Here is a 20,161-nt window from a genome sequence, read left to right as displayed (position 1 = left end):
ATTTTCATCTCATTCCGCTGCTTCACACCATTCGACCATTGTCCCTGCAATAATTTCTGCTGCTTCAATCACATGCTTAATGTCAATGGATTCATTCGGAAAATGGGCAAGCTCCGTTGTTCCCGGTCCAAACACGATGATCGGAATACCTGCTGCCTGTGACAGTAATCCGCCGTCAGTTCCCCAAGGGGCTGCTTCGATTTTCGGCGGCTGCTTCATGACCGCTTCATATTGTTCCTTCAATAAACCTAAAAGCGGATGATCTGTATCGATTGAACCCGGAAGCCATCTTGCACCAAACCATTCGACCTCAACAGGATGCTCTTGGAACCATTCATCTTTTTCTCCGAGTCCTGCCATCCAATTTTCTAATTCCTTCTCTGCCTGTTCTACCGTTTCACCGGGCATCACCCCGAGCCTGCCTTCCATTGTGACAAGGTCTGCTACAGAGGATGGCCAATCACCGCCTTGAATTTTCCCGATATTGATTGGGATCGGGATTGGGATATGCTGAAACAGCGGCTCGGTGATTCGCTGATTTCTTTCTTCTTCAAGTGCCGCTATATGTGAAAGGACAATCGTGCTCTTTTCAATAGCAGAAACGCCGTGATATCTTGTTCCGCCATGAGCAGCCCTTCCTTTAATATGCAGTCTGAACCATTTAGATCCCTGCTGAATCGGAAAGATTTTCATATGACTTGGCTCTGGAATGATGGCTGCATCTGCGGTATATCCTCTTAGTATGGCTGCAAGGGTGCCTGCACCGCCGCTCTCTTCTTCGACAACACTATGAAACACAACATCTCCCTTCAGCGGAATCTGAAGTGCATGCAGTGCTTCAAGTGCAAAGAGTAAAGAAACGTTTCCACCTTTCATATCTGTTGCCCCGCGTCCATAAAGTCTCCCGTTTATGATATGCCCGCTGTAGGGCGGATATGTCCATTGTTTGTGATCACCTGCCGGGACAACATCCACATGCCCATTTAATAAAATAGATTTGCCGCCTCCTTTACCTTTCAATCGTCCGGCGACATTGGGACTTCCTTTAAAGGAACGCCTCGGGGAATAAAAATACGGATGGTTCAGCAAGTCATCCCCGCCAATGTCCCATACGTCAACATCAAAGCCAATGGCAGAAAGTTTATTTGCTACGATTTGCTGTACTTCTTGCTCATTTCCTTGTGTGCTGTCACATTGCACCATTTGCTGAAGAAGCGTCACGGCTTCCTCCTTATGCTCTTTCATCCAGTTTCTGATACGTGTGGTTGGCTGCAAGTCGGTCATCCTTTCTACACAACAGATTTGACATCAGGCGCTAAAATGAGCGGCGCCTCTGTCGCCCTCAGGACATCTTCCGGCTGAAACGGCGGCATGACTTCACGCAAAATGAGCAGCTGTGATTTGACTTCAATGACTGCCATATCCGTAATAATCAGATCTACACAAGACTTAGCAGTTAAGGGCAGCGTGCAGGCTGCTTTTATCTTAGATTGTCCTTGTTTATCAAGGTGGCTCATCACGACCACCACCTTTTTCGCTTTTTGCGCAAGTTCAATGGCTCCACCCATACCCGGCACTCGTTTCCCTGGCACAATCCAATTGGCAAGATCCCCATGACTGCTGACTTCAAGTGCACCTAAAATGGTCATATCCAGCATCCCTTTGCGAATGATGCCAAAAGCGGTTGTGCTGTCCATATATGAGCCGCCTTTTGTTAACGTAATGGGAAAACCGCCGGCATTGCACAAATTCGGATCTTCTTCCCCTTGTACTGGTGAACCGCCTGCTCCCATAATGCCGTTTTCTGCATGCAGCCACACCTCGTAATGTGCTGGGATGTACTCAGCTGCAAGGGTCGGGATGCCAATCCCAAGATTCACAATCATGCCATCTTCAATTTCCTGTGCCGCGCGTTTGGCTATGCGGTGTCTTAAATCGATGTCTCCCATGCCCATGTCCAGTTCACTCCTTTTGATTGCACGATCTGGTTCACAAATACGCCTGGTGTGACGATTTCCTCTGGATGAAGCCCGCCCACAGGCACAATCTCTTCTACCTCCGCAATGGTCCAGTCTCCTGCCATCGCCACAATCGGGTTTGTATTCCGTGCACTTTTATCAAAAATCAGGTTGCCTGCTTCATCTGCTTTGAGGGCATTCACAATCGCGATATCCGCAGTCAGTGCAGGCTCAATAATATACTTCTTTCCATCCAGCTGAACCAATTGTTTCTCATCAAGATTGAGGCTATCCATGCCGACATCTGTCACAATGCCCGCTAAACCCATCCCGCCTGCCCTGATCTTTTCTGCCAGGATGCCCTGCGGGTAAAAAAGAACGTCTAGTGTACCTGCCTGCATTTTCTGCCCGGCAATTGGATTTGAGCCAATATGAGAGGCAATGATTTTCTTCACTCTTCCCTCTGTGATCAGCCTGCCAACACCGATTTGCGGGAAGCCTGCATCGTTTCCGATCAATGTCAGGTCTTTGATATTGGCTTCTAAAATGGCATCGATCAATGATGGCGGGGACCCCACACCGCCAAAGCCGCCAAACATGATGGTCATTCCGTCTCTAAAATGCGTGATGACTTGATCAAAGTTCGCTGTTTTGTTCATCATCTTTCCTCCCTACATGGCAGATGGGAAAAACCCTCTATTGATGACTTCTTGCTCGACCTGCGTCATTGTCTGCCCGAATAAATGAATCAGATCATCCATCTCCTGCTGCGTAATGGAAAGCGGCGGTGCGATCATGACCGCTGCACCTCCCACACCATCCTCTCCAGCGCTTGCTGGGTAAACAAGCAAACCATTTTGCTTGGCCGTCTCCACAACTAAATGCGTCATTTGAGCATGGGCAGGAAATGGTGTTTTCGATAATCGGTCTGCGACAAACTCAATGCCAATGAGCAGTCCCTTTCCTCTCACATCCCCTATGATGGAATGTTTTGTTTGCAAATCCTTTAAAGCATTCATTAAATATCGGCCAGACAGATCAGCCCGTTCTGAAAGCTGGTGTTTTTTCATGTATCGAATGACAGCCAGTGAGACGGCTGCTGAAAGCGGATTGCCGCTATAAGTGTGGCCTGCCATCACAGAGCCCGAACCGCTGAGAATCGGTGCAATCACATGATCCGCTGAGACAGCTGCCGCAATTGGTGAATAGCCGGCGCTCATGCCTTTTCCGAGTACCATAATATCTGGTACGACGCCCCAATGTTCCATGGCAAACATTTTCCCAGTTCGTCCAAAGCCTGTCATGACTTCATCTGCAATCATTAAAATATCGTTTTCCTCACAAACTCGCTTCATCGCCGCAAAATATCCATCTGGCGGAACAAGCGCCGCGCCCGCTGCTCCAACAATCGGCTCTGCAATAAAAGCCGCAATCCTCTCTTTTCCTATACGCTGAATGACGGTTTTAAATTCCTGTACATACCATTCGACCTGCTTGCTTTCTTCCTTTGGCAGCCACGAACGGTAGCTGTATGGCGGAGACAGCACCGGGTGTTTTTCGAGCAGTGGTTCAAAGCGCTCTCTCCTTGCAATATGACCTGACATCGACAGCGCACCGAGTGTGATGCCGTGATAACTCATCCATCTTGAAATGATGTGATTCTTCTCAGCCTTCCCCTGCTCCTGCCAATGCTGAATGGCAATTTTCATGGCGGTCTCTGTTGCCTCTGATCCGCTTCCGACAAAAAAAGACCAGTTCAGGTTCCCTGGGCAGAGCGTACTCAATTCATAGGCTAGTTCTTCTGCTGGTTCATTTGTGAATTGTGATCTGTACGTAAAGCTCACCTTTTCCGCTTGCTCTGTCATGGCATCAATGATGTCTCGTATGCCATGTCCAATACTCGCCGTGACAGCACCCGATGAGCCGTCTAAATATTTTTTCCCGTCCCGATCATATAAATAAATCCCCTCTCCTTTCACAGCCACAGGATAATGCTGATTCAACATCGGTTTGATTAAGTAATCCCGGGTCTCCACTTTGTCATTCCTCCCTCTCTCGTCAGCAGCTGCATCTTTCTTTTTTCATGAATCGCAAGAAAATTTTGTATACTTGTTATAAGATTAGCTTAATCAAGAGGGCAGTCATCCTCCATTCGCCACATGCCCGAATTTCACACGCATTTTTTATACATCGTGTATAAGAGTGTTCAAAAGGAGGTCATGAGTCTATGGCGATTCTCGTCAAAGATGCACTCTCGCTCGATATCATGAAGGAAACAAAGCTGCTTGCTGGGGAAAATGGACTGGACCGTCTCATTCAGTGGGTGACCATCGTGGAAATTATCGAAGATACTTCAAGGCTTTCAGAAGGGGAACTGCTCGTCACAACCGGCTTTGGGCTTGCAGACAATCAGGAAAGGCGCACCCGGCTTGAGGAGCTGATTCAATCTCATCGTCTATCGGCCATTGCGATTTATAAAGGCGTATACTTAACGGAAATTCCGGCATCACTGATCGAAGCTGCCAAAAACAGCGGCATTCCACTCATCGAGATTCCTTCACATGTCAACTTCTCAGACATTACAAAAGCCGTCCTAGAGCAAATCGTCAGCAGCCAGCTCCATCAGCTTAAATATTCTTCAGCCATTCACCAAAGACTGACCCATTTAAATGTCAGCAATAAAAATGTCACACAAATTACAGATGAGCTGGCACACCTCACTTCGGCGAACATCGTTGTGCTTGATGTTTTTTTACATCAAACAGCAGCTCATCTCATAAAAGATGAAGTGACGTACGCTCCTGCTTTTGGCTTTCTGACAGATCATGAACCAATCGAAACGACGCCTCTTCTCAAGCAGGCTGAGGAGAAAGGAAGGCTCGTTTATGACACGTGCGGTGCGTTTGTCCTCGCTGCATGTCCAGTGATTGCGATGGGCGATATTTTCGGATTTATTGTATCTTTAAAGAAAAAGGATGCGTGGCATCATCTCGACGCGATTGCCATCGAGCATGCCGGGGCGGTGTATGCGATTGAATGGCTGAAGCAAAAAGCCATTCAAGATACAGAAAACCAAATGCAAGGTCATTTGTTAGATGATATTTTGCAGCAGCAATACACAGAAGAAAGCTATGTGGTCGAACAAGCAACAAAGCTGCAATACGATATGAGCGATGAGCAGGTGGTCATCTACTTTCAATTTCAGCATCAGCACACACAGCTCGATCACCAAATGATGCAGCGCCTGTCTCAATTGCTCACGTCGATATTTGAACGCCGACATATTCCTTTTTTACTTAAAACAAGGCTCGATTCCATTTTTGTTCTTACGCCAGCAGGAAAAAAAGCATTTCAAGAAGCGGAGTGGTATCGCGCAGCAGAGGAGTGCCGGAGCACTTGGTCTTATTTTTTTCCCGTCCATCCGATTGTGATTGGCATCGGGAGAGCCTATGACCAGATCGGTCTCTTTTCAAAAAGCGCGAAGGAAGCACAGTATGCAGCAAGGCTTCTTCCACTTTTAAAGACAGACGAATGCATCATTCATTATCAGAAGCTCGGTTTATACGGGATGCTGCTTGAAATGAATGAAGCGGGTATGAATTTGCATGACTTTTACGTGGAGCTGTTAAGTCCCTTGCTTTATACGAAAAAACAGGGGGCTGACCTGATCCATACACTCGAAGTGTATTTGGCACACAATGAAAATATTCAAAAATCTGCGGGGGAATTGTTTATTCACAGGCATACATTAAGCTATCGCTTAAAACAAATTGAAACGAGAACAGGCTGCAGCCTCAAATCCACGGATGACCGGATGAAGCTGCAGCTCAGTATCATGGCGTACCGCCTATCTGGTCTGCTTGATCAGATGAGAACCATTTCATGATTCATTCGGCGTTTTCACCCATAGATTCATATCTTCAATTTTGTCAAAAATATAGCAGTTGTTTTGGAAACGCCCGGTATACGTATAGCCGAGCTGATAAAACACTTGGTTCATTCCATAGGACAGTGCACGTGCGAGAGAATAAAAGACATAGATGTGCATGGATTGAAGTTCTTTTTCGAGTGCTAGAATCAAATGATGCATGAATCCTAGTTTTCTGTATGATGGAAGGGTCGCACAATCTGTTAATTCCGCATGACCATACGGCGCATTGATTTCAGCGGATGCCGCACTCACAATGTGTCCGTCATGTTCAACGGCATAAAAGACGGTCCCTTCCTCCATCACCTTTTGGATGTAATCTGGCTCATTCATTGGCGTAGGATACGTTTCGAAGACGGTATCATAGAGCTTTGCCAGCTTGTGAATATCCTTCGGATCGGCTTTCCTCATCACATACTCATCCTGCCAAGTGCCTTGGTCTTTTTTGAGAGGCTTTTTCTGAATAGACGCAACAATTTCATCTTCCTTCAGCCAATACGGGCTGTTCATCCGATCCTCCGTCAGAAAGAGCGACATGCCGTACGCATCACTTCCAAGGAAATAATGAGAAAACACGCCTTCAAGCCGAAAGCCTTTTTCTAAAAAAAGAGGCATATGCTCACGCCTGACTTTCACAATGACCTTAGAAGCCTTGCAGTCTGCCGCTTCCTTTAGAACCGACTGAATCACATCCCTCACCCTGCCGCTGTAGTCATCCAAACGGATGCGCTCATTAAATGAATCAATACAGATCGAGGCAGAAAAACGCTCGTTTGCAAGTTCCTTCAATTGCACCATATACTCATCCTCTCTTATAAATCAGCTAATAAAAAAAATCCAAATGGAAAATGAAACAATGACGATACCAGAAAAAATCGACATGATCATATACCTAATGGCTGAGCCTTTTTTGGCTTTGTTTTGCTTTCTCGCTTCATACATGATGAGATTGGAGAACAGTATAAATAAAATAAGTAACACAATTGCAAATAGAATGATTCCTTGAATGACCATGCTGCCTCCTCATAAACTCGTCATCCCATACTACTTCTTCATATTCAATCATCATCCCTTCTCATGAATAAAAAACACCTTTCCATCTCGTCAGATAGAAAGGTGTTTTGATTAAACGTTTTTCCCTGCAGCCTTCAGCGCACGGGCACCGATGTCACGGCGATAAAATAGACCTGGCTGTATGATTTCTTCAACCGCTTCATACACTCTTGATCTTGCCGCTTCAAATGTGTCGTCAAATGCGGTTACATTCGCTACACGGCCGCCATTTGTGACGAATTGATCGTTTTCTTTTTTTGTTCCTGCGTGAAAGGTCACGACATCAGTGACAGTCGTTTGCAAGGCACCGATCGGCGTCCCTTTTGCATAGTCTTCTGGGTATCCTTCTGATGCAAGAACCACACTGACAGCCGCAGTGTCTTTCCACTGTAAGTCCACATCTTTTCCATCAAGAATATCGAGGAATACTTGGACTAGATCTGATTCAAGACGAGGGAGAACCACCTGCGTTTCAGGGTCGCCAAAGCGTGCATTGAATTCAATCACCTTTGAGCCTTCTGGTGTCAGCATTAAGCCCGCATATAAAATGCCTGTAAATGGACGCCCTTCCTGCACCATCGCGCGAGCTGCCGGTTTGACGACATCTTCCACCGCTTTTTGGACCACTTCATCTGAAATTTGCGGAACTGGTGAATAAGCGCCCATCCCGCCGGTATTCGGCCCTTTGTCATCTTCAAAGGCCCGTTTGTGATCCTGCGCAATCACCATCGGGTACACCTTTTCTCCGTTGACAAAAGCCATGAGTGAAAATTCTTCGCCTGTTAAAAATTCTTCGATGACGACAGATGCACTTGCATCGCCAAACTTTTCATCCTCTAAGAAATCATGCAGACAATCGACCGCCTCTTCAAGCGTCATGGCCACTGTGACGCCTTTTCCTGCGGCAAGCCCGTCTGCTTTAATAACAATCGGCGCACCCTTTTCTTCCACATATGCCTTTGCTTCTTCAAACGAGGTAAAGGCAGCGTAAGCAGCCGTCGGGATATCGTAATTCTTCATTAAATCTTTTGCAAATTCCTTTGAGCCTTCAATGACCGCAGCTTTTGCATTCGGTCCAAATACTTTTAGACCTGCTTCTTCAAATGCATCAACGACACCTGCGATTAAAGGAACCTCTGGACCGACAATGGTTAAGCCGATTTCGTTTTCTTTTGCAAAACGAATTAATGACTCATGATCGCCTTCGTCGATTGGTACAAGCTTCGCAGCATCTGTCATTCCATCATTGCCGGGTGCGACAAATACTTGGCTGACAAGTTCACTTTGATTCACTTTCCATGCGATGGTATGCTCTCTTCCGCCTCTGCCGATAATTAGTACGTTCACACTGTCATCCCCTTAATGTTTGAAATGTCTAACGCCAGTGAAGACCATGGCGATGCCGTATTCATCTGCCTTTTGAATCGATTCTTCATCACGAATAGATCCGCCTGGCTGAATGATCGCTGTGACGCCTGCCTTTGCAGCAGCTTCCACTGTATCGCCCATTGGGAAGAATGCATCAGAGCCTAGTGCGCTTCCTTTTGCCTTTTCACCTGCTTGCTCAATGGCAATGTTAGCTGAGCCCACACGGTTCATTTGACCAGCACCGATCCCTGCTGTCATTTGATCTTTCGCAAGGACAATCGCATTTGATTTCACATGCTTGACGACTTTCCAAGCTAGCTTTAAGTCTTTCCATTCGTCTTCTGTTGGTTCTCTTTTCGTTGGAATAGAGATGGTTGCTTCCTCTAATCCGTACGTGTCAATATCCTGAACAAGCAGTCCGCCATGGACACTTGTCAGCTGCTTTTCTTTTTTCCCGAGATCCGCTTCTACATCTAATGTTAATAGACGAAGGTTCTTTTTCGCCGTTAACACGTCAAGGGCTTCTTGGCTGAACGATGGGGCGATGACAATTTCTAAGAAAATCGTATGCAGCACCTCAGCCGTTTGTTTGTCTACTTCACGGTTAAGTGCCACAATGCCGCCAAAAATAGAAGTTTCATCTGCCTTGAATGCTCGGTCAAATGCTTCTGCAATCGTTTCTCCTGTACCAACGCCGCACGGGTTCATATGCTTCACAGCGACAGCTGCCGGCTCCGTGAATTCACGTACAATTTGGAGAGCGGCATCTGCATCTTTGATATTGTTGTAGGAAAGTTCTTTTCCATGTAATTGCTTTGCAGTAGCCAAAGAACCTTTGGCTGGAAGAGCATTTTCATAGAAAGTCGCCGCTTGGTGCGGGTTTTCTCCATAACGAAGGGATTGTTTTTTCTCAAACGTGACAGTGAACTGTTCTGGCTCTGTTTCGCCCACAAAGTTTGTTAAGTAATCCGCAATCAGAGCATCGTATGCAGCCGTATGACGGAATACCTTGGCAGCGAGCTCACGTTTTTTCTCGAGTGACACGCCGCCTTCTTTGATTTGCTGAATGACTGTATCATAGTCACGAGGATCGACAATCACTGTGACGTCTTGGTGGTTTTTTGATGCCGCACGAAGCATTCCCGGTCCGCCAATATCAATGTTTTCAATTGCTTCTTCATATGTCACATCGTCTTTTGAAATCGTCTCTTTGAATGGATAGAGATTCACGACAACAAGATCAATCGGCTGAATGCCATGCTTTTCAATCTGTGCCATATGCTCATCGTTTTCTCTCACTGCTAAAAGCCCGCCATGAATGTTCGGGTGAAGTGTTTTGAGTCGTCCATCCATGATTTCAGGGAATCCAGTGACTTCAGAAATCCCAATGACATTGATGCCGTTCTCTTGAAGAAGCTTGTGTGTACCTCCAGTTGAAATCACTTCAACGCCAAGTTCTGTTAATTCTTTCACAAAAGGTACAAGATTCGTTTTATCGGAAACACTGATTAATGCGCGTTTGATCGTCATGCCTTCGTCACCTCATTAAGATAATTCTAAAAGTGATTTGATCACTTTTGGATATAGTGTATGTTCTAGTTCATGCATTCTTTTTTCAATCGATTCAAGCTCTTCCCCTTGTTCGATGTAAATCGATGCTTGGTCAATGATCGGACCTGTATCCATGCCTTCATCGACAAAATGGACAGTGATGCCTGCCACTTTGACGCCTGCTTGATAGGCTTGGCCAATGGCATCCAGCCCTGGGAAGGCTGGCAGCAAGGACGGGTGGATATTGACAATTTTCCCTCTGAATGCTTCAAGTAATGTCGGACCAATCAGTCTCATATACCCAGCAAGGAAAATCCATTCCACTTCATGCAGCCTAAGCTGTTCAATGATCGTTTGTTCAAAAGCGGCTTTATTCGGAAAAGCCTTCGGGGTAAAGGCAAAGGAGGGAATGCCCTCTTTCTCAGCACGCTCCAGCACCTTTGCACCCGGTTTATCACAAATCACAATGGCGGCCTCTGCCTGCCACTGTTCTTTTTTTAATGTATCCATAATGGCTTGAAAATTCGTCCCGCTTCCAGAGGCGAAGATCGCAAACTTCTTCATGAGAGGCTTCCACCGCCGAATGTGACACCCTCTCCTTTTTGAACACGGCCGATGAGAAATGCTTTCTCTCCGTCTTCTTCAAGTCCTCTGATCACTTCGACAAGGTCATCTTCTTTTACCGCTAAGACAAAACCAATGCCCATATTAAACACGTTGAACATTTCTTCTGCCTTTAACTGTCCTTTTTCTTGAATAAAGGAGAAAATTGGCGGTACTGGCCACGAGCCGTTATCAATCTCAACGCCAAGCCCTTCAGGCAGCATACGCGGTAAATTTTCAATAAAGCCGCCGCCTGTCACATGTGCCATGCCGTCAATCTTGCCGGCTTTTACTTGTTTGAGAACAGGCTTCACATAAATTTTGGTCGGTTCAAGAAGCTCTTCTCCAAGCGGTCTTGTAAAAGGTTCATACGTTTGATGCAGATCCAGACCAGCGTCTTCCAGCAATACTTTACGAACGAGGGAGTACCCATTGCTATGAATTCCGCTTGAGCTGAGTCCAATAAGCAAGTGCCCCTCTTTAATGCTCTCTCCTGTCACGATTTCATCCTTTTCAACGACGCCTACTGAAAAACCAGCAATATCATATTCATCTTCTGTGTAAAGACCCGGCATTTCTGCTGTTTCTCCGCCGACAAGCGCTGAACCAGACTGCTCACAGCCGTCAGCCACACCTTTGACGATTGATTCAATTTTTATCGGATCTGCTTTACCAACTGCTAAGTAATCTAAGAAAAAGAGCGGCTCTGCCCCTTGTGCCAGCACATCGTTCACACACATTGCCACGGCATCAACACCGATCGTATCGTGTTGATCCATTAAAAAGGCAAGCTTTAATTTTGTTCCGACACCATCTGTTCCTGAGACAAGAACGGGCTTTTTGTATGGCAGCTCAGATAAATCAAACATACCGCCAAATCCGCCTAGAGCACCCATGACGCCTGCTCTTTTTGTACGTTCTACGTGTGTTTTCATTCGTTTGACGGCTTCGTATCCTGCTTCGATGTCGACACCGGCGTTTTTATATGCTTCTGACATCCCATTCACTCCTTTTAGCTGCTTCTATTCCATTTATTTTCAGCAGAATGAAAGAGCAGCATATCAAATCATCTTGACTGCTGCTCCTTTATTCGATTATTTCGTCAGTGCTGTTTCCTTCACATGCGGAAGAACAGTATCTTCATAAATTTCAGTCGGGTATTTCCCAGTAAAGCATGCTAAACATTGACCGCGCTGCGGATCATCATACTTCCTGCCAATCCCGTCCATTAAACCGTCTACAGATAAAAATGCAATGGAGTCTGCACCGATTTCCTGTCTAATTTCTTCCACTGAATGAGAAGAAGCAATCAGCTCTTCATGTGTGGACGTATCAATTCCATAAAAACATGGATGTGCGATTGGCGGTGAACTAATGCGGACATGGACTTCCGTCGCACCCGCTTCTCTTAGCATCGTCACAATGCGGCGGCTCGTAGTTCCGCGTACGATGGAATCATCCACCATCACGACACGTTTTCCTTCGACGACCCCGCGCACAGCTGACAGCTTCATGCGCACGCCCTGCTCACGCAATGCTTGAGACGGCTGGATAAAGGTCCGTCCGACATAACGATTTTTAATTAAACCGAGCTCATATGGAATACCTGTTGCTTCGGCATATCCAATTGCTGCAGAAATACTCGAATCTGGTACACCTGTCACGACATCTGCTTCGACATGCGCTTCCTCGGCAAGCTTTTTGCCAAGGTTCTTTCTCGCACTATGCACGTTGATGCCGTTGATATTGCTGTCAGGTCTTGAGAAATAAATGTATTCCATGCTGCACATGCTGCGGTTAATGTTCATGGAGAAGCGTTCAGATTTCAGGCCTTCATCATTAATGATCAGCATTTCGCCAGGCTCCACATCTCGTAAATACGTGGCACCGACAACATCAAATGCACATGTTTCAGAAGCAACAACATACGCGTCCCCAAGCATACCAAGTGAAAGCGGACGTAAGCCGTTCGGATCAAGTGCCACAATCATTTCTGTTTCCGTCATAATTAAGAAAGCATATGCGCCTTTAAGCATGGACAGGGCATTTTTGATCTGCTCTTTCAATTCAACATAGCCGCTGCGCTTAATTAAATGAGCGAGCACTTCAGTGTCAGAAGATGTTTGGAATATACTCCCCTGGTTCTCTAGCTGCTGCTTTAATTGCGTTGCATTCACTAAGTTCCCATTATGAGCAAGGGCAAGACTGCCGTTGTTTTGCGAGCGGAAGAAGAGGGGCTGCACATTTTCAAAGCCGCCTCCGCCTGCTGTCGCATACCGAACGTGTCCGATCGCTCCTTTGCCTTTCAGATCCTTTAGCTCACCGTTTTGAAAGACTTCCGTAATCAGTCCAAGGCCTTTATGTGCCGTCAGGTTTTCACCATCTGTTGCAATGATTCCCGCACCCTCTTGTCCTCGGTGCTGAAGGCTATGCAATCCGTAATATGTGATTTGCGGGGCTTCTTCGTGTCCCCAAACCCCAAAGACGCCACACTCTTCGTTTAAGCCTCTGATTTCAGCAAGCATGGGATCGCTCCTTTCCATGCGCGTTCAAGCTCGTTGACCGCTGCATGAATCCATTGTTGTCCTTCTTGATTTTTGACAGTGAATACACCATCATTTGTGACCGTTCCAACTTCTTTCGCATCTTTGACAGCCGCAGCAAACGCTTCGCGGTGCTCTGGTTTCACTGTGACGACAAAACGTGACTGTGTTTCACTGAATAATGAAGCTTCGCTGTTTAAATCAATTTGGATATGAGCGCCAAGACCATCTGTTCCAAATGTACTTTCAGCAAGTGCGACACCAAGACCGCCTTCAGACACATCGTGTGCTGATTGAACAAGTCCGTTTTGAATCGCAGCAAGAAGGGCTTCCTGACGCGTGAGCTCTACATCCAAATCAATTTCTGGTGCTTTTCCGTAAATACGGCCTTCTGTCATCTTTTGAAGCTCACTGCCTGCAAATTCTTCCTTCGTCTCACCTATGATGAAAATCACATCGCCAGCCTGCTGGAACGACTGCGTCGTAATATGAGCTGTGTCTTCAACCAAACCAACCATTCCAATGACTGGTGTTGGGTAAATCGCTGTTCCATTTGATTCGTTATATAAAGAGACGTTACCACCGATAACTGGTGTGCTTAGCTTGCGGCACGCTTCGCTAATACCGTCAGCAGATTTTTCAATTTGCCAGAAAATTTCTGGTTTCTCTGGGTTACCGAAGTTCAGGTTATCTGTTACTGCAAGCGGACGAGCGCCTGAGCACACAATGTTGCGTGCTGCTTCTGCGACTGCGATTTTCCCGCCGACTTCTGGATCAAGGTAAAGATAACGTGCGTTACAATCGGTTGTCATCGCAAGGGCTTTTTTCGTTCCGCGAATTCTTAAAACGCCCGCATCAGAGCCTGGTGCAACGACTGTATTTGTCCGAACCATGTAGTCATATTGATCATAAACCCATTCTTTACTTGCAATTGTCGGCTGCTGAAGGAGCTGTTTTAACGTGTCGGCTGCATCTGCGATAGCAGGTGCTTCAACTTTTGTTTCTAAAAACTCACGATAGTATGCAGGCTCACTTGACGGCTTGTGATAAACCGGCGCTTCTTCTGCAAGTGCATCAACAGGAAGCTCACATACCACTTCACCTTGATGAAGTAAACGAAGCATTTTATCGTCTGTCACATGACCGACTGATACCGCTTCAAGATCGTATTTTTCAAAAATATCAATGATTTCTTGTTCACGGCCTTTTTCAATGACCAAAAGCATTCTTTCTTGAGATTCAGACAGCATCATTTCGTATGCTGACATGCCTGTTTCACGCTGCGGTATGAGATCTAGATTCATCTCGATACCAGAACCTGCTTTACTCGCCATTTCAGCACTTGAGCTTGTTAAGCCAGCCGCTCCCATATCCTGAATTCCAACGAGTGCATCGTTTTTGATGACTTCAAGGCACGCTTCAAGTAGCAGTTTTTCCATGAACGGATCACCGACTTGAACAGCTGAGCGTTTTTCTTCTGATTCATCAGAAAATTCCTCAGATGCAAATGTTGCACCGTGAATCCCGTCACGTCCCGTTTTGGCACCAACGTACATGACCGTGTTGCCGACACCTTTTGCCTGCCCTTTTTTGATGTCCTCATGGTTGATTAATCCAACACACATCGCATTTACGAGCGGGTTGCCTTCATAGCTTTGATCGAAATGAACCTCTCCGCCGACTGTTGGAATTCCGATACAGTTTCCATAGCCTGCGATCCCTGCCACTACTTCTTCAAACAAGTACTTCACGCGCGGTGAAGTCAGTTCACCAAAACGAAGAGAGTTTAATACAGCAATTGGACGCGCACCCATGGAGAATACATCACGGATAATTCCGCCGACACCTGTCGCCGCTCCTTGATACGGTTCAATTGCAGATGGATGGTTATGTGATTCGATTTTAAATACAACCGCTTGGTTGTCTCCAATATCAACGATTCCAGCGCCTTCCCCAGGACCTTGAAGGACGTGCTCTCCTTTTGTCGGGAATTTGCTTAAAACAGGCTTTGAGTTTTTATAACTGCAATGCTCTGACCACATGACAGAAAAAATGCCCGTTTCTGTGTAGTTTGGCAGCCTGCCAATAATGGATTCGATTAAAGCGAATTCTTCATCACTCAATCCCATTTGCTGATACAATTTCTCTTCTTTAATTTGCTTGTGACTTGGTTCAAGCAGTAGTGACATGAGTGTCCCTCCAATTTTTCACGATAGATTGAAACAATTTAAGTCCGTCTGCGCTGCCTAGTAATGAATCAACCGCGCGCTCAGGGTGCGGCATCATGCCGAGTACATTGCCCTCTTCATTCGTTACACCTGCAATACGATTCACACTGCCGTTAATATCGTCTCCATAAGTGAAAGCGATTTGGCCGCGTTCAATGAGCTTCGCTAAAGTGTCTTCGTCACAGTAGAAGTTGCCTTCACCGTGCGCTACAGGAATCTTAATGGATTCGCCTTTTTGATAACCGCTTGTAAATGGCGTTTCATTGTTTTCTACAATGAGTTCAACTGGACGACAGATAAATTTCAAGTCTTTATTTCGTCTCATCGCACCCGGAAGAATGCCAAGCTCCTGAAGAATTTGGAACCCGTTACAAACACCAAGAACAGGTTTCCCTTCCTCAGCTGCTTTTTTCACTGCCGGCATGATGTTTGAGAAGCGGGCGATCGCACCACATCTTAAGTAATCCCCATAAGAGAAACCGCCTGGTACGAGTACACCGTCAAATCCGTCAAGACTCGTTTCGTCGTGCCATACATATTCAACTTGTTCACCTAGCTCATCTTGAATCGCATGGTACATATCGATATCACAGTTAGAGCCAGGCAAGACGATCACTGCAAACTTCACTGTGCGACAACCTCCTCCACCTCATAGCGGTAATCTTCAATCACCGTGTTGGCAAGTAATTTTTCGCACATTTCTTTGACGACTGTGTCTAAATCACGATCTGATTTTTCAATGACAAGCTCCATGTATTTTCCGATACGGACATCCTTTACTTCCTGATAAGACATGCTGTGCAAAGCGTGCTGCACGGCACTTCCTTGTGGATCAAGAACGCTCTCTTTTAAGCTGACAAAAATTTTCACTTTATACATGTTTATGGCCTCCAAGTCTTTTGAAAATTTCTTCGTATGCATTCGTTAAGCCGCCCAGGTTTCGTCTGAACACGTCTTTATCAAGCTTTTCGTTTGTATCTTTGTCCCAAAGCCTGCACGTATCAGGTGAAATCTCATCAGCTAGCAAAATACGATTCTCGTGATCTATTCCGAATTCAAGCTTGAAATCAATTAAATTCACATGGCAGTCTGAGAAGATTTGCTTTAACTCTTCATTCACTTGTCTTGTGATTGTTTTCATTTCCTCGACCTGCTCTGGTGTCGCTGCATCTAAAATGCGAATATGATCTTCTGTAATGAGCGGATCGCCGAGTGCATCATCTTTGTAGTAGAACTCTATCAAAGGTGTGTCCAGTTTTGTTCCCTCTGGAATGCCGAGGCGTTTTGACATACTGCCTGCCACCACATTACGTACAACCACTTCAAGCGGAACAATCTGCACCTTTTGAATGAGCTGCTCTGTTTCAGAAAGACGTTTCACAAAGTGATTGTTGATCCCTTTCTCATGAAGCATTTGAAAGATTAAGCTCGAAATTTCGTTGTTCAGTCTGCCTTTGCCTTCGATTTCGGCTTTCTTTTCGCCGTTAAATGCTGTAGCTGAGTCTTTATATTCGACATATAAAATATGCTCGTCATCGGTCTGATAGATTTTTTTCGCTTTGCCTTCGTAGAGAAGTTCTTGTTTCACAGTCATTCAGGTTGGCCTCCTAATTTGAATGTTGGCAATTTTCAGGATTGGGCGCCTGGCAAGCAGGCGGCCCATTTCTTACGCAAGACCTAGACGTTCGAAAATCATATTGACATTTTTCAAATGATAGTTGTAATCGAAGCAGTCAGCGATTTGTTCAGGTGTTAAGCGTGACGTGATTTTTTCTTCTGCTTCTACTAATGAACGGAACGGCACTTGTTTCTCCCACGCTTCCATTGCCTTTGGCTGAACCGTGTCATATGCCTCTTCACGTGCCATGCCTGTATCGATTAATGCAAGAAGAACGCGCTGTGAGTAAATTAAGCCAAGTGTGCGGTCCATGTTGCGCTTCATGTTTTCAGGGAAAACCGTTAAGTTTTTCACGATGTTTGAGAATCGGTTGAGCATATAGTTCAGTGCAATCGTTGCATCTGGTAAAATGATGCGCTCAGCAGATGAATGAGAAATATCACGCTCATGCCAAAGCGGTACATTTTCATAAGCTGTCAGCATATATCCACGGATCACGCGGGCAATTCCCGTCATATTTTCAGAGCCGATTGGGTTACGCTTATGCGGCATCGCTGATGATCCTTTTTGTCCTTTTGCAAAATACTCTTCTACTTCACGTGTTTCACTCTTTTGAAGACCACGAATTTCAACAGCAAATTTCTCAATGCTCGTTGCGACTAAAGCTAGAGTAGCCATGTAATCTGCATGGCGGTCACGCTGCAAGGTTTGGGTTGAAATTGGTGCAGCTTTGATGCCAAGTTTCTCACATACATATTGCTCAACAAACGGGTCGATGTTCGCATATGTGCCAACAGCTCCAGAGATTTTGCCGTATTCAATACCAGCTTTTGCTTGTTTAAAACGTTCTAGGTTACGCTTCATTTCCTCGTACCAAAGAGCAAGCTTCAGGCCAAATGTTGTCGGTTCAGCGTGTACACCGTGTGTACGGCCCATCATGACGGTATATTTGTGCTCTTTTGCTTTTTCTTTTAGTATGTCAACAAATCTCTCAATGTCCTTGAGCAGGATATCGTTCGCCTGTTTTAATAGATATGAAAGCGCCGTATCCACTACGTCTGTCGATGTTAACCCGTAATGAACCCACTTTCTTTCTTCTCCTAGAGATTCAGATACAGCACGCGTAAAGGCAACCACGTCGTGGCGCGTGTCCTGTTCAATCTCTAAAATACGTCCAATATCAAAGCTTGCATTCTTGCGCATGGTCACAACGTCTTCTTTCGGAATGACGCCAAGCTCTGCCCAAGCTTCACAAGCGAGAATTTCTACTTCAAGCCATGCATTAAATTTGTTTTCCTCTGTCCAGATTGCTGACATTTCTGGTCGTGCGTAACGTTCGATCATTTCCCGTTTCCTCCATCTCTTTCAGTCCATATCTTTGTGATGTTTCTCATCCACTCATCATCGAGCTGTTTCATAAACGTCATATGCCCCATCTTGCGGCCGGCTTTTACTTCATGCTTTCCATATAGATAAAGCTTCGCTTCTTTGAGAAGCTCAGGATGCTCTTTTGGAATGTCCACTTCATCGCCTAATAAATTCACCATCATTCCCTCTGATAAAAGGGCTGTACCGCCAAGCGGCAAACCACAAATGGCACGGACGTGCTGTTCAAACTGACTTGTCTCACATAAATCGAGCGTATAATGACCAGAATTATGCGGGCGTGGTGCCAGTTCATTGACGAGCAGCTTTCCGTCATCTGTCAGGAACAATTCTACAGCAAGAGTACCAACCAGCCCCAGCTTTTCAGCCAGTGTTGTTGCCAGTTCTTTCGCCTTCTCCTGAATGCGGTCCTCTACCCTTGCAGGTACAATGCTTTGGAACAAAATATTCTGCTTATGAATGTTCTCAGCGACTGGGAATACTGCAATCTCTTCATGAACAGAACGAGTGACGATCACCGAGAGCTCCATTTGGAATGGAACCCAGCTTTCTAAAATACAAGTTCCATGTGTGAGCAATGCAGCTGCTTCCTGAAGCTGTCCTTTTTCTTTAATGACGTACTGTCCTTTTCCGTCGTAGCCGCCTCTGCAAGTTTTCAGCACGGCTGGCAAACCGAGCACGTCCACTGCGTCTTCCAGCTCTTTTTCATCATGAATGATGCGGTAAGGTGCTACTTCACAGCCTGCGTCTACAATCCCTTTTTTCTCGGTCTCACGATTTTGAGTTAAAAGAAGAAGGTTGCTTCCTTGTGGTAAATAGGCTTCTTCTTTCAGCTGATTGAGTGCATCATAATCAATATTTTCAAACTCATAAGTCACCACATCGCTGATTTCTGCCAGCTTTCGTATCGCTTCAAGGTCACTATATGCGGCTGTGATTTCTGTATCCGCAACCTGTCCGCAAGGAGATTGTGCAACTGGGTCTAGAACTGCTGCCCGGTACCCCATTTGCTTTGCGCTGACAGCCATATATCTGCCAAGCTGTCCGCCGCCAATGATCCCGATGGTTGCGTTTGGAAAAATGGTCTGCTTAGCCAAGCTGATCACTGCTTTCTAGTACAGTCTGTTTTGTCTGCTCTCTTCTTTCTTCAAGGCGAGCTGCGACCTTTTCATCAAATGCTGAAATCATTTGTGCGGCAAGAAGGCCTGCATTTGTTGCACCGGCTTTGCCAATTGCTACTGTAGCAACTGGTACACCGCCTGGCATTTGAACGATGGATAATAAGGAATCCAGCCCGTTTAGTGCCTTTGATTGTACAGGCACACCAATGACCGGCAGTGTCGTTTTTGCTGCGACCATCCCCGGTAAATGTGCTGCGCCTCCAGCACCGGCAATGATGACCTTTAGTCCTTTACCTCTTGCTTCAGTCGCATATTCAAACATCAAGTCAGGTGTCCGGTGTGCGGATACCACCTGTTTTTCATACGGAATGTTTAATTCCTCTAAGATGTCGCACGCATTTTTCATTGTTTCCCAATCAGATGTACTTCCCATGATGACACCTACAAGCGGCTTCATTTTGTCCCCACCTTTAAGCTGTTATTCGATTTTGTATCGTTTGACACGCTTCCCAAACCTAAGCAGCTTGTCAAACGCCGAACAAAAAGACCCGGTCTGTATTGCAATGTTAGGAAGCAACACAAACCGGGCCATGGTAAGCGCTGTTCGCTTTTGAAACGCCATGTCAGTTTTGTTCACTATCCTGCATAGTCCAGTCATTTACGGTAACTGGGTAGAAACTTATGGGCCATATTCCCAAGATTATATGAGGCTCGTGTTTTGATTTCATGTTTATCTTAACAACGGATGTTCATGATGTCAACGGATTTATCGAACAATCTATGAAGTCGTCGTTTTAATGTTCG

The 20,161-nt window shown here is 45.7% G+C and carries 19 protein-coding genes and 1 riboswitch; of the genes, 1 reads left to right on the top strand and 18 read right to left on the bottom strand.

What is annotated here, in order from left to right; genetic code table 11:
* Nucleotides 1-9: 9 nt before the first annotated feature.
* From MHB69_RS03265 to MHB69_RS03250, 4 genes are read right to left on the bottom strand one after another with little or no spacing between them, the layout of a single operon-like run.
* Nucleotides 10-1,275, bottom strand: coding sequence for a peptidase (locus MHB69_RS03265; RefSeq protein WP_101676673.1), 1,266 nt, complete (start codon nucleotides 1,273-1,275; stop codon nucleotides 10-12).
* 14 nt (nucleotides 1,276-1,289) lie between these two features.
* The gene (locus MHB69_RS03260) at nucleotides 1,290-1,955 is read right to left on the bottom strand and encodes a 3-oxoacid CoA-transferase subunit B (protein ID WP_101676672.1); all 666 of its coding nucleotides are present in this window, start codon (nucleotides 1,953-1,955) and stop codon (nucleotides 1,290-1,292) included.
* The gene (locus MHB69_RS03255) at nucleotides 1,931-2,617 is read right to left on the bottom strand and encodes a CoA transferase subunit A (RefSeq protein WP_101676671.1); all 687 of its coding nucleotides are present in this window, start codon (nucleotides 2,615-2,617) and stop codon (nucleotides 1,931-1,933) included. Before MHB69_RS03255 ends, MHB69_RS03260 begins: the two co-directional genes overlap by 25 nt.
* A 12-nt stretch (nucleotides 2,618-2,629) precedes the next feature.
* Nucleotides 2,630-3,994 (bottom strand): aspartate aminotransferase family protein, encoded by a 1,365-nt coding sequence (locus MHB69_RS03250; protein WP_342495998.1) that lies wholly within the window; start codon nucleotides 3,992-3,994, stop codon nucleotides 2,630-2,632.
* A 191-nt stretch (nucleotides 3,995-4,185) separates the two neighbouring features.
* Between MHB69_RS03250 and MHB69_RS03245 the strand changes: the two genes are divergently transcribed.
* On the top strand, nucleotides 4,186-5,844 hold the full coding sequence (locus tag MHB69_RS03245) for a PucR family transcriptional regulator (RefSeq protein WP_101676670.1): 1,659 nt from the start codon (nucleotides 4,186-4,188) through the stop codon (nucleotides 5,842-5,844).
* Here the strand turns inward: MHB69_RS03245 and ablB are convergent.
* The 14 genes from ablB to purE form a co-directional block, all read right to left on the bottom strand.
* Nucleotides 5,839-6,684, bottom strand: coding sequence for a putative beta-lysine N-acetyltransferase (ablB, locus tag MHB69_RS03240; RefSeq protein ID WP_101676669.1), 846 nt, complete (start codon nucleotides 6,682-6,684; stop codon nucleotides 5,839-5,841). The genes MHB69_RS03245 and ablB overlap by 6 nt on opposite strands.
* Before the next feature lie 21 nt (nucleotides 6,685-6,705).
* Nucleotides 6,706-6,900 carry a hypothetical protein gene (locus MHB69_RS03235; protein WP_024424515.1) on the bottom strand — a complete coding sequence of 65 codons (195 nt, stop codon included), beginning with the start codon at nucleotides 6,898-6,900 and terminating at the stop codon, nucleotides 6,706-6,708.
* 111 nt (nucleotides 6,901-7,011) lie between these two features.
* Entirely contained in the window at nucleotides 7,012-8,286 is a 1,275-nt protein-coding gene (gene purD, locus MHB69_RS03230) for a phosphoribosylamine--glycine ligase (RefSeq protein ID WP_024426696.1), read from the bottom strand.
* 12 nt (nucleotides 8,287-8,298) lie between these two features.
* Nucleotides 8,299-9,837: a bifunctional phosphoribosylaminoimidazolecarboxamide formyltransferase/IMP cyclohydrolase gene (gene purH / locus MHB69_RS03225; protein WP_251232665.1), complete on the bottom strand. Its 1,539-nt coding sequence runs from the start codon at nucleotides 9,835-9,837 to the stop codon at nucleotides 8,299-8,301.
* Between the two features lie 15 nt (nucleotides 9,838-9,852).
* Nucleotides 9,853-10,422 (bottom strand): phosphoribosylglycinamide formyltransferase, encoded by a 570-nt coding sequence (purN, locus tag MHB69_RS03220; protein WP_041108687.1) that lies wholly within the window; start codon nucleotides 10,420-10,422, stop codon nucleotides 9,853-9,855.
* Entirely contained in the window at nucleotides 10,419-11,459 is a 1,041-nt protein-coding gene (gene purM, locus MHB69_RS03215; RefSeq protein WP_024424511.1) for a phosphoribosylformylglycinamidine cyclo-ligase, read from the bottom strand. Before purM ends, purN begins: the two co-directional genes overlap by 4 nt.
* A gap of 96 nt (nucleotides 11,460-11,555) precedes the next feature.
* Nucleotides 11,556-12,986, bottom strand: a complete 1,431-nt coding sequence (gene purF, locus MHB69_RS03210) for an amidophosphoribosyltransferase (RefSeq protein WP_024424615.1) — start codon at nucleotides 12,984-12,986, stop codon at nucleotides 11,556-11,558.
* Nucleotides 12,962-15,193, bottom strand: a complete 2,232-nt coding sequence (gene purL, locus MHB69_RS03205) for a phosphoribosylformylglycinamidine synthase subunit PurL (RefSeq protein WP_034282838.1) — start codon at nucleotides 15,191-15,193, stop codon at nucleotides 12,962-12,964. The genes purF and purL overlap by 25 nt, the downstream gene beginning before the upstream one ends.
* On the bottom strand, nucleotides 15,177-15,860 hold the full coding sequence (gene purQ, locus MHB69_RS03200; protein ID WP_034282840.1) for a phosphoribosylformylglycinamidine synthase subunit PurQ: 684 nt from the start codon (nucleotides 15,858-15,860) through the stop codon (nucleotides 15,177-15,179). The genes purL and purQ overlap by 17 nt, the downstream gene beginning before the upstream one ends.
* Complete coding sequence (gene purS, locus MHB69_RS03195; RefSeq protein ID WP_003214349.1) at nucleotides 15,857-16,111, bottom strand: phosphoribosylformylglycinamidine synthase subunit PurS; 255 nt, start codon at nucleotides 16,109-16,111, stop codon at nucleotides 15,857-15,859. The genes purQ and purS overlap by 4 nt, the downstream gene beginning before the upstream one ends.
* The gene (purC, locus tag MHB69_RS03190; RefSeq protein ID WP_024426700.1) at nucleotides 16,104-16,826 is read right to left on the bottom strand and encodes a phosphoribosylaminoimidazolesuccinocarboxamide synthase; all 723 of its coding nucleotides are present in this window, start codon (nucleotides 16,824-16,826) and stop codon (nucleotides 16,104-16,106) included. Before purC ends, purS begins: the two co-directional genes overlap by 8 nt.
* Nucleotides 16,827-16,898: 72 nt before the next feature.
* Nucleotides 16,899-18,194: an adenylosuccinate lyase gene (purB, locus tag MHB69_RS03185; RefSeq protein ID WP_342495997.1), complete on the bottom strand. Its 1,296-nt coding sequence runs from the start codon at nucleotides 18,192-18,194 to the stop codon at nucleotides 16,899-16,901.
* Nucleotides 18,191-19,333: a 5-(carboxyamino)imidazole ribonucleotide synthase gene (gene purK / locus MHB69_RS03180; protein WP_342495996.1), complete on the bottom strand. Its 1,143-nt coding sequence runs from the start codon at nucleotides 19,331-19,333 to the stop codon at nucleotides 18,191-18,193. The genes purB and purK overlap by 4 nt, the downstream gene beginning before the upstream one ends.
* A complete protein-coding gene (purE, locus tag MHB69_RS03175) occupies nucleotides 19,326-19,814 on the bottom strand; it encodes a 5-(carboxyamino)imidazole ribonucleotide mutase (protein WP_024424506.1) in 489 nt (162 codons plus the stop codon). The genes purK and purE overlap by 8 nt, the downstream gene beginning before the upstream one ends.
* A 169-nt stretch (nucleotides 19,815-19,983) precedes the next feature.
* Nucleotides 19,984-20,085: riboswitch (purine riboswitch) on the bottom strand.
* Nucleotides 20,086-20,161: the final 76 nt, after the last annotated feature.

The sequence above is a fragment of the Bacillus sp. FSL K6-0994 genome, assembly GCF_038630815.1.
Lineage (GTDB): Bacteria > Bacillota > Bacilli > Bacillales > Bacillaceae > Bacillus > Bacillus safensis.
This window is presented reverse-complemented; position numbering and strand designations above follow the sequence as displayed.

Excerpts from the sequence above, each read along its gene's own strand:
- MHB69_RS03260 (WP_101676672.1), bottom strand. The coding sequence starts at position 1,955 with ATGGGCATGGGAGACATCGATTTAAGACACCGCATAGCCAAACGCGCG.
- MHB69_RS03255 (WP_101676671.1), bottom strand. The coding sequence starts at position 2,617 with ATGAACAAAACAGCGAACTTTGATCAAGTCATCACGCATTTTAGAGAC.
- MHB69_RS03245 (WP_101676670.1), top strand. The coding sequence starts at position 4,186 with ATGGCGATTCTCGTCAAAGATGCACTCTCGCTCGATATCATGAAGGAA.
- ablB (WP_101676669.1), bottom strand. The coding sequence starts at position 6,684 with ATGGTGCAATTGAAGGAACTTGCAAACGAGCGTTTTTCTGCCTCGATC.
- MHB69_RS03235 (WP_024424515.1), bottom strand. The coding sequence starts at position 6,900 with ATGGTCATTCAAGGAATCATTCTATTTGCAATTGTGTTACTTATTTTA.
- purH (WP_251232665.1), bottom strand. The coding sequence starts at position 9,837 with ATGACGATCAAACGCGCATTAATCAGTGTTTCCGATAAAACGAATCTT.
- purN (WP_041108687.1), bottom strand. The coding sequence starts at position 10,422 with ATGAAGAAGTTTGCGATCTTCGCCTCTGGAAGCGGGACGAATTTTCAA.
- purM (WP_024424511.1), bottom strand. The coding sequence starts at position 11,459 with ATGTCAGAAGCATATAAAAACGCCGGTGTCGACATCGAAGCAGGATAC.
- purF (WP_024424615.1), bottom strand. The coding sequence starts at position 12,986 with ATGCTTGCTGAAATCAGAGGCTTAAACGAAGAGTGTGGCGTCTTTGGG.
- purL (WP_034282838.1), bottom strand. The coding sequence starts at position 15,193 with ATGTCACTACTGCTTGAACCAAGTCACAAGCAAATTAAAGAAGAGAAA.
- purS (WP_003214349.1), bottom strand. The coding sequence starts at position 16,111 with ATGTATAAAGTGAAAATTTTTGTCAGCTTAAAAGAGAGCGTTCTTGAT.
- purC (WP_024426700.1), bottom strand. The coding sequence starts at position 16,826 with ATGACTGTGAAACAAGAACTTCTCTACGAAGGCAAAGCGAAAAAAATC.
- purB (WP_342495997.1), bottom strand. The coding sequence starts at position 18,194 with ATGATCGAACGTTACGCACGACCAGAAATGTCAGCAATCTGGACAGAG.
- purE (WP_024424506.1), bottom strand. The coding sequence starts at position 19,814 with ATGAAGCCGCTTGTAGGTGTCATCATGGGAAGTACATCTGATTGGGAA.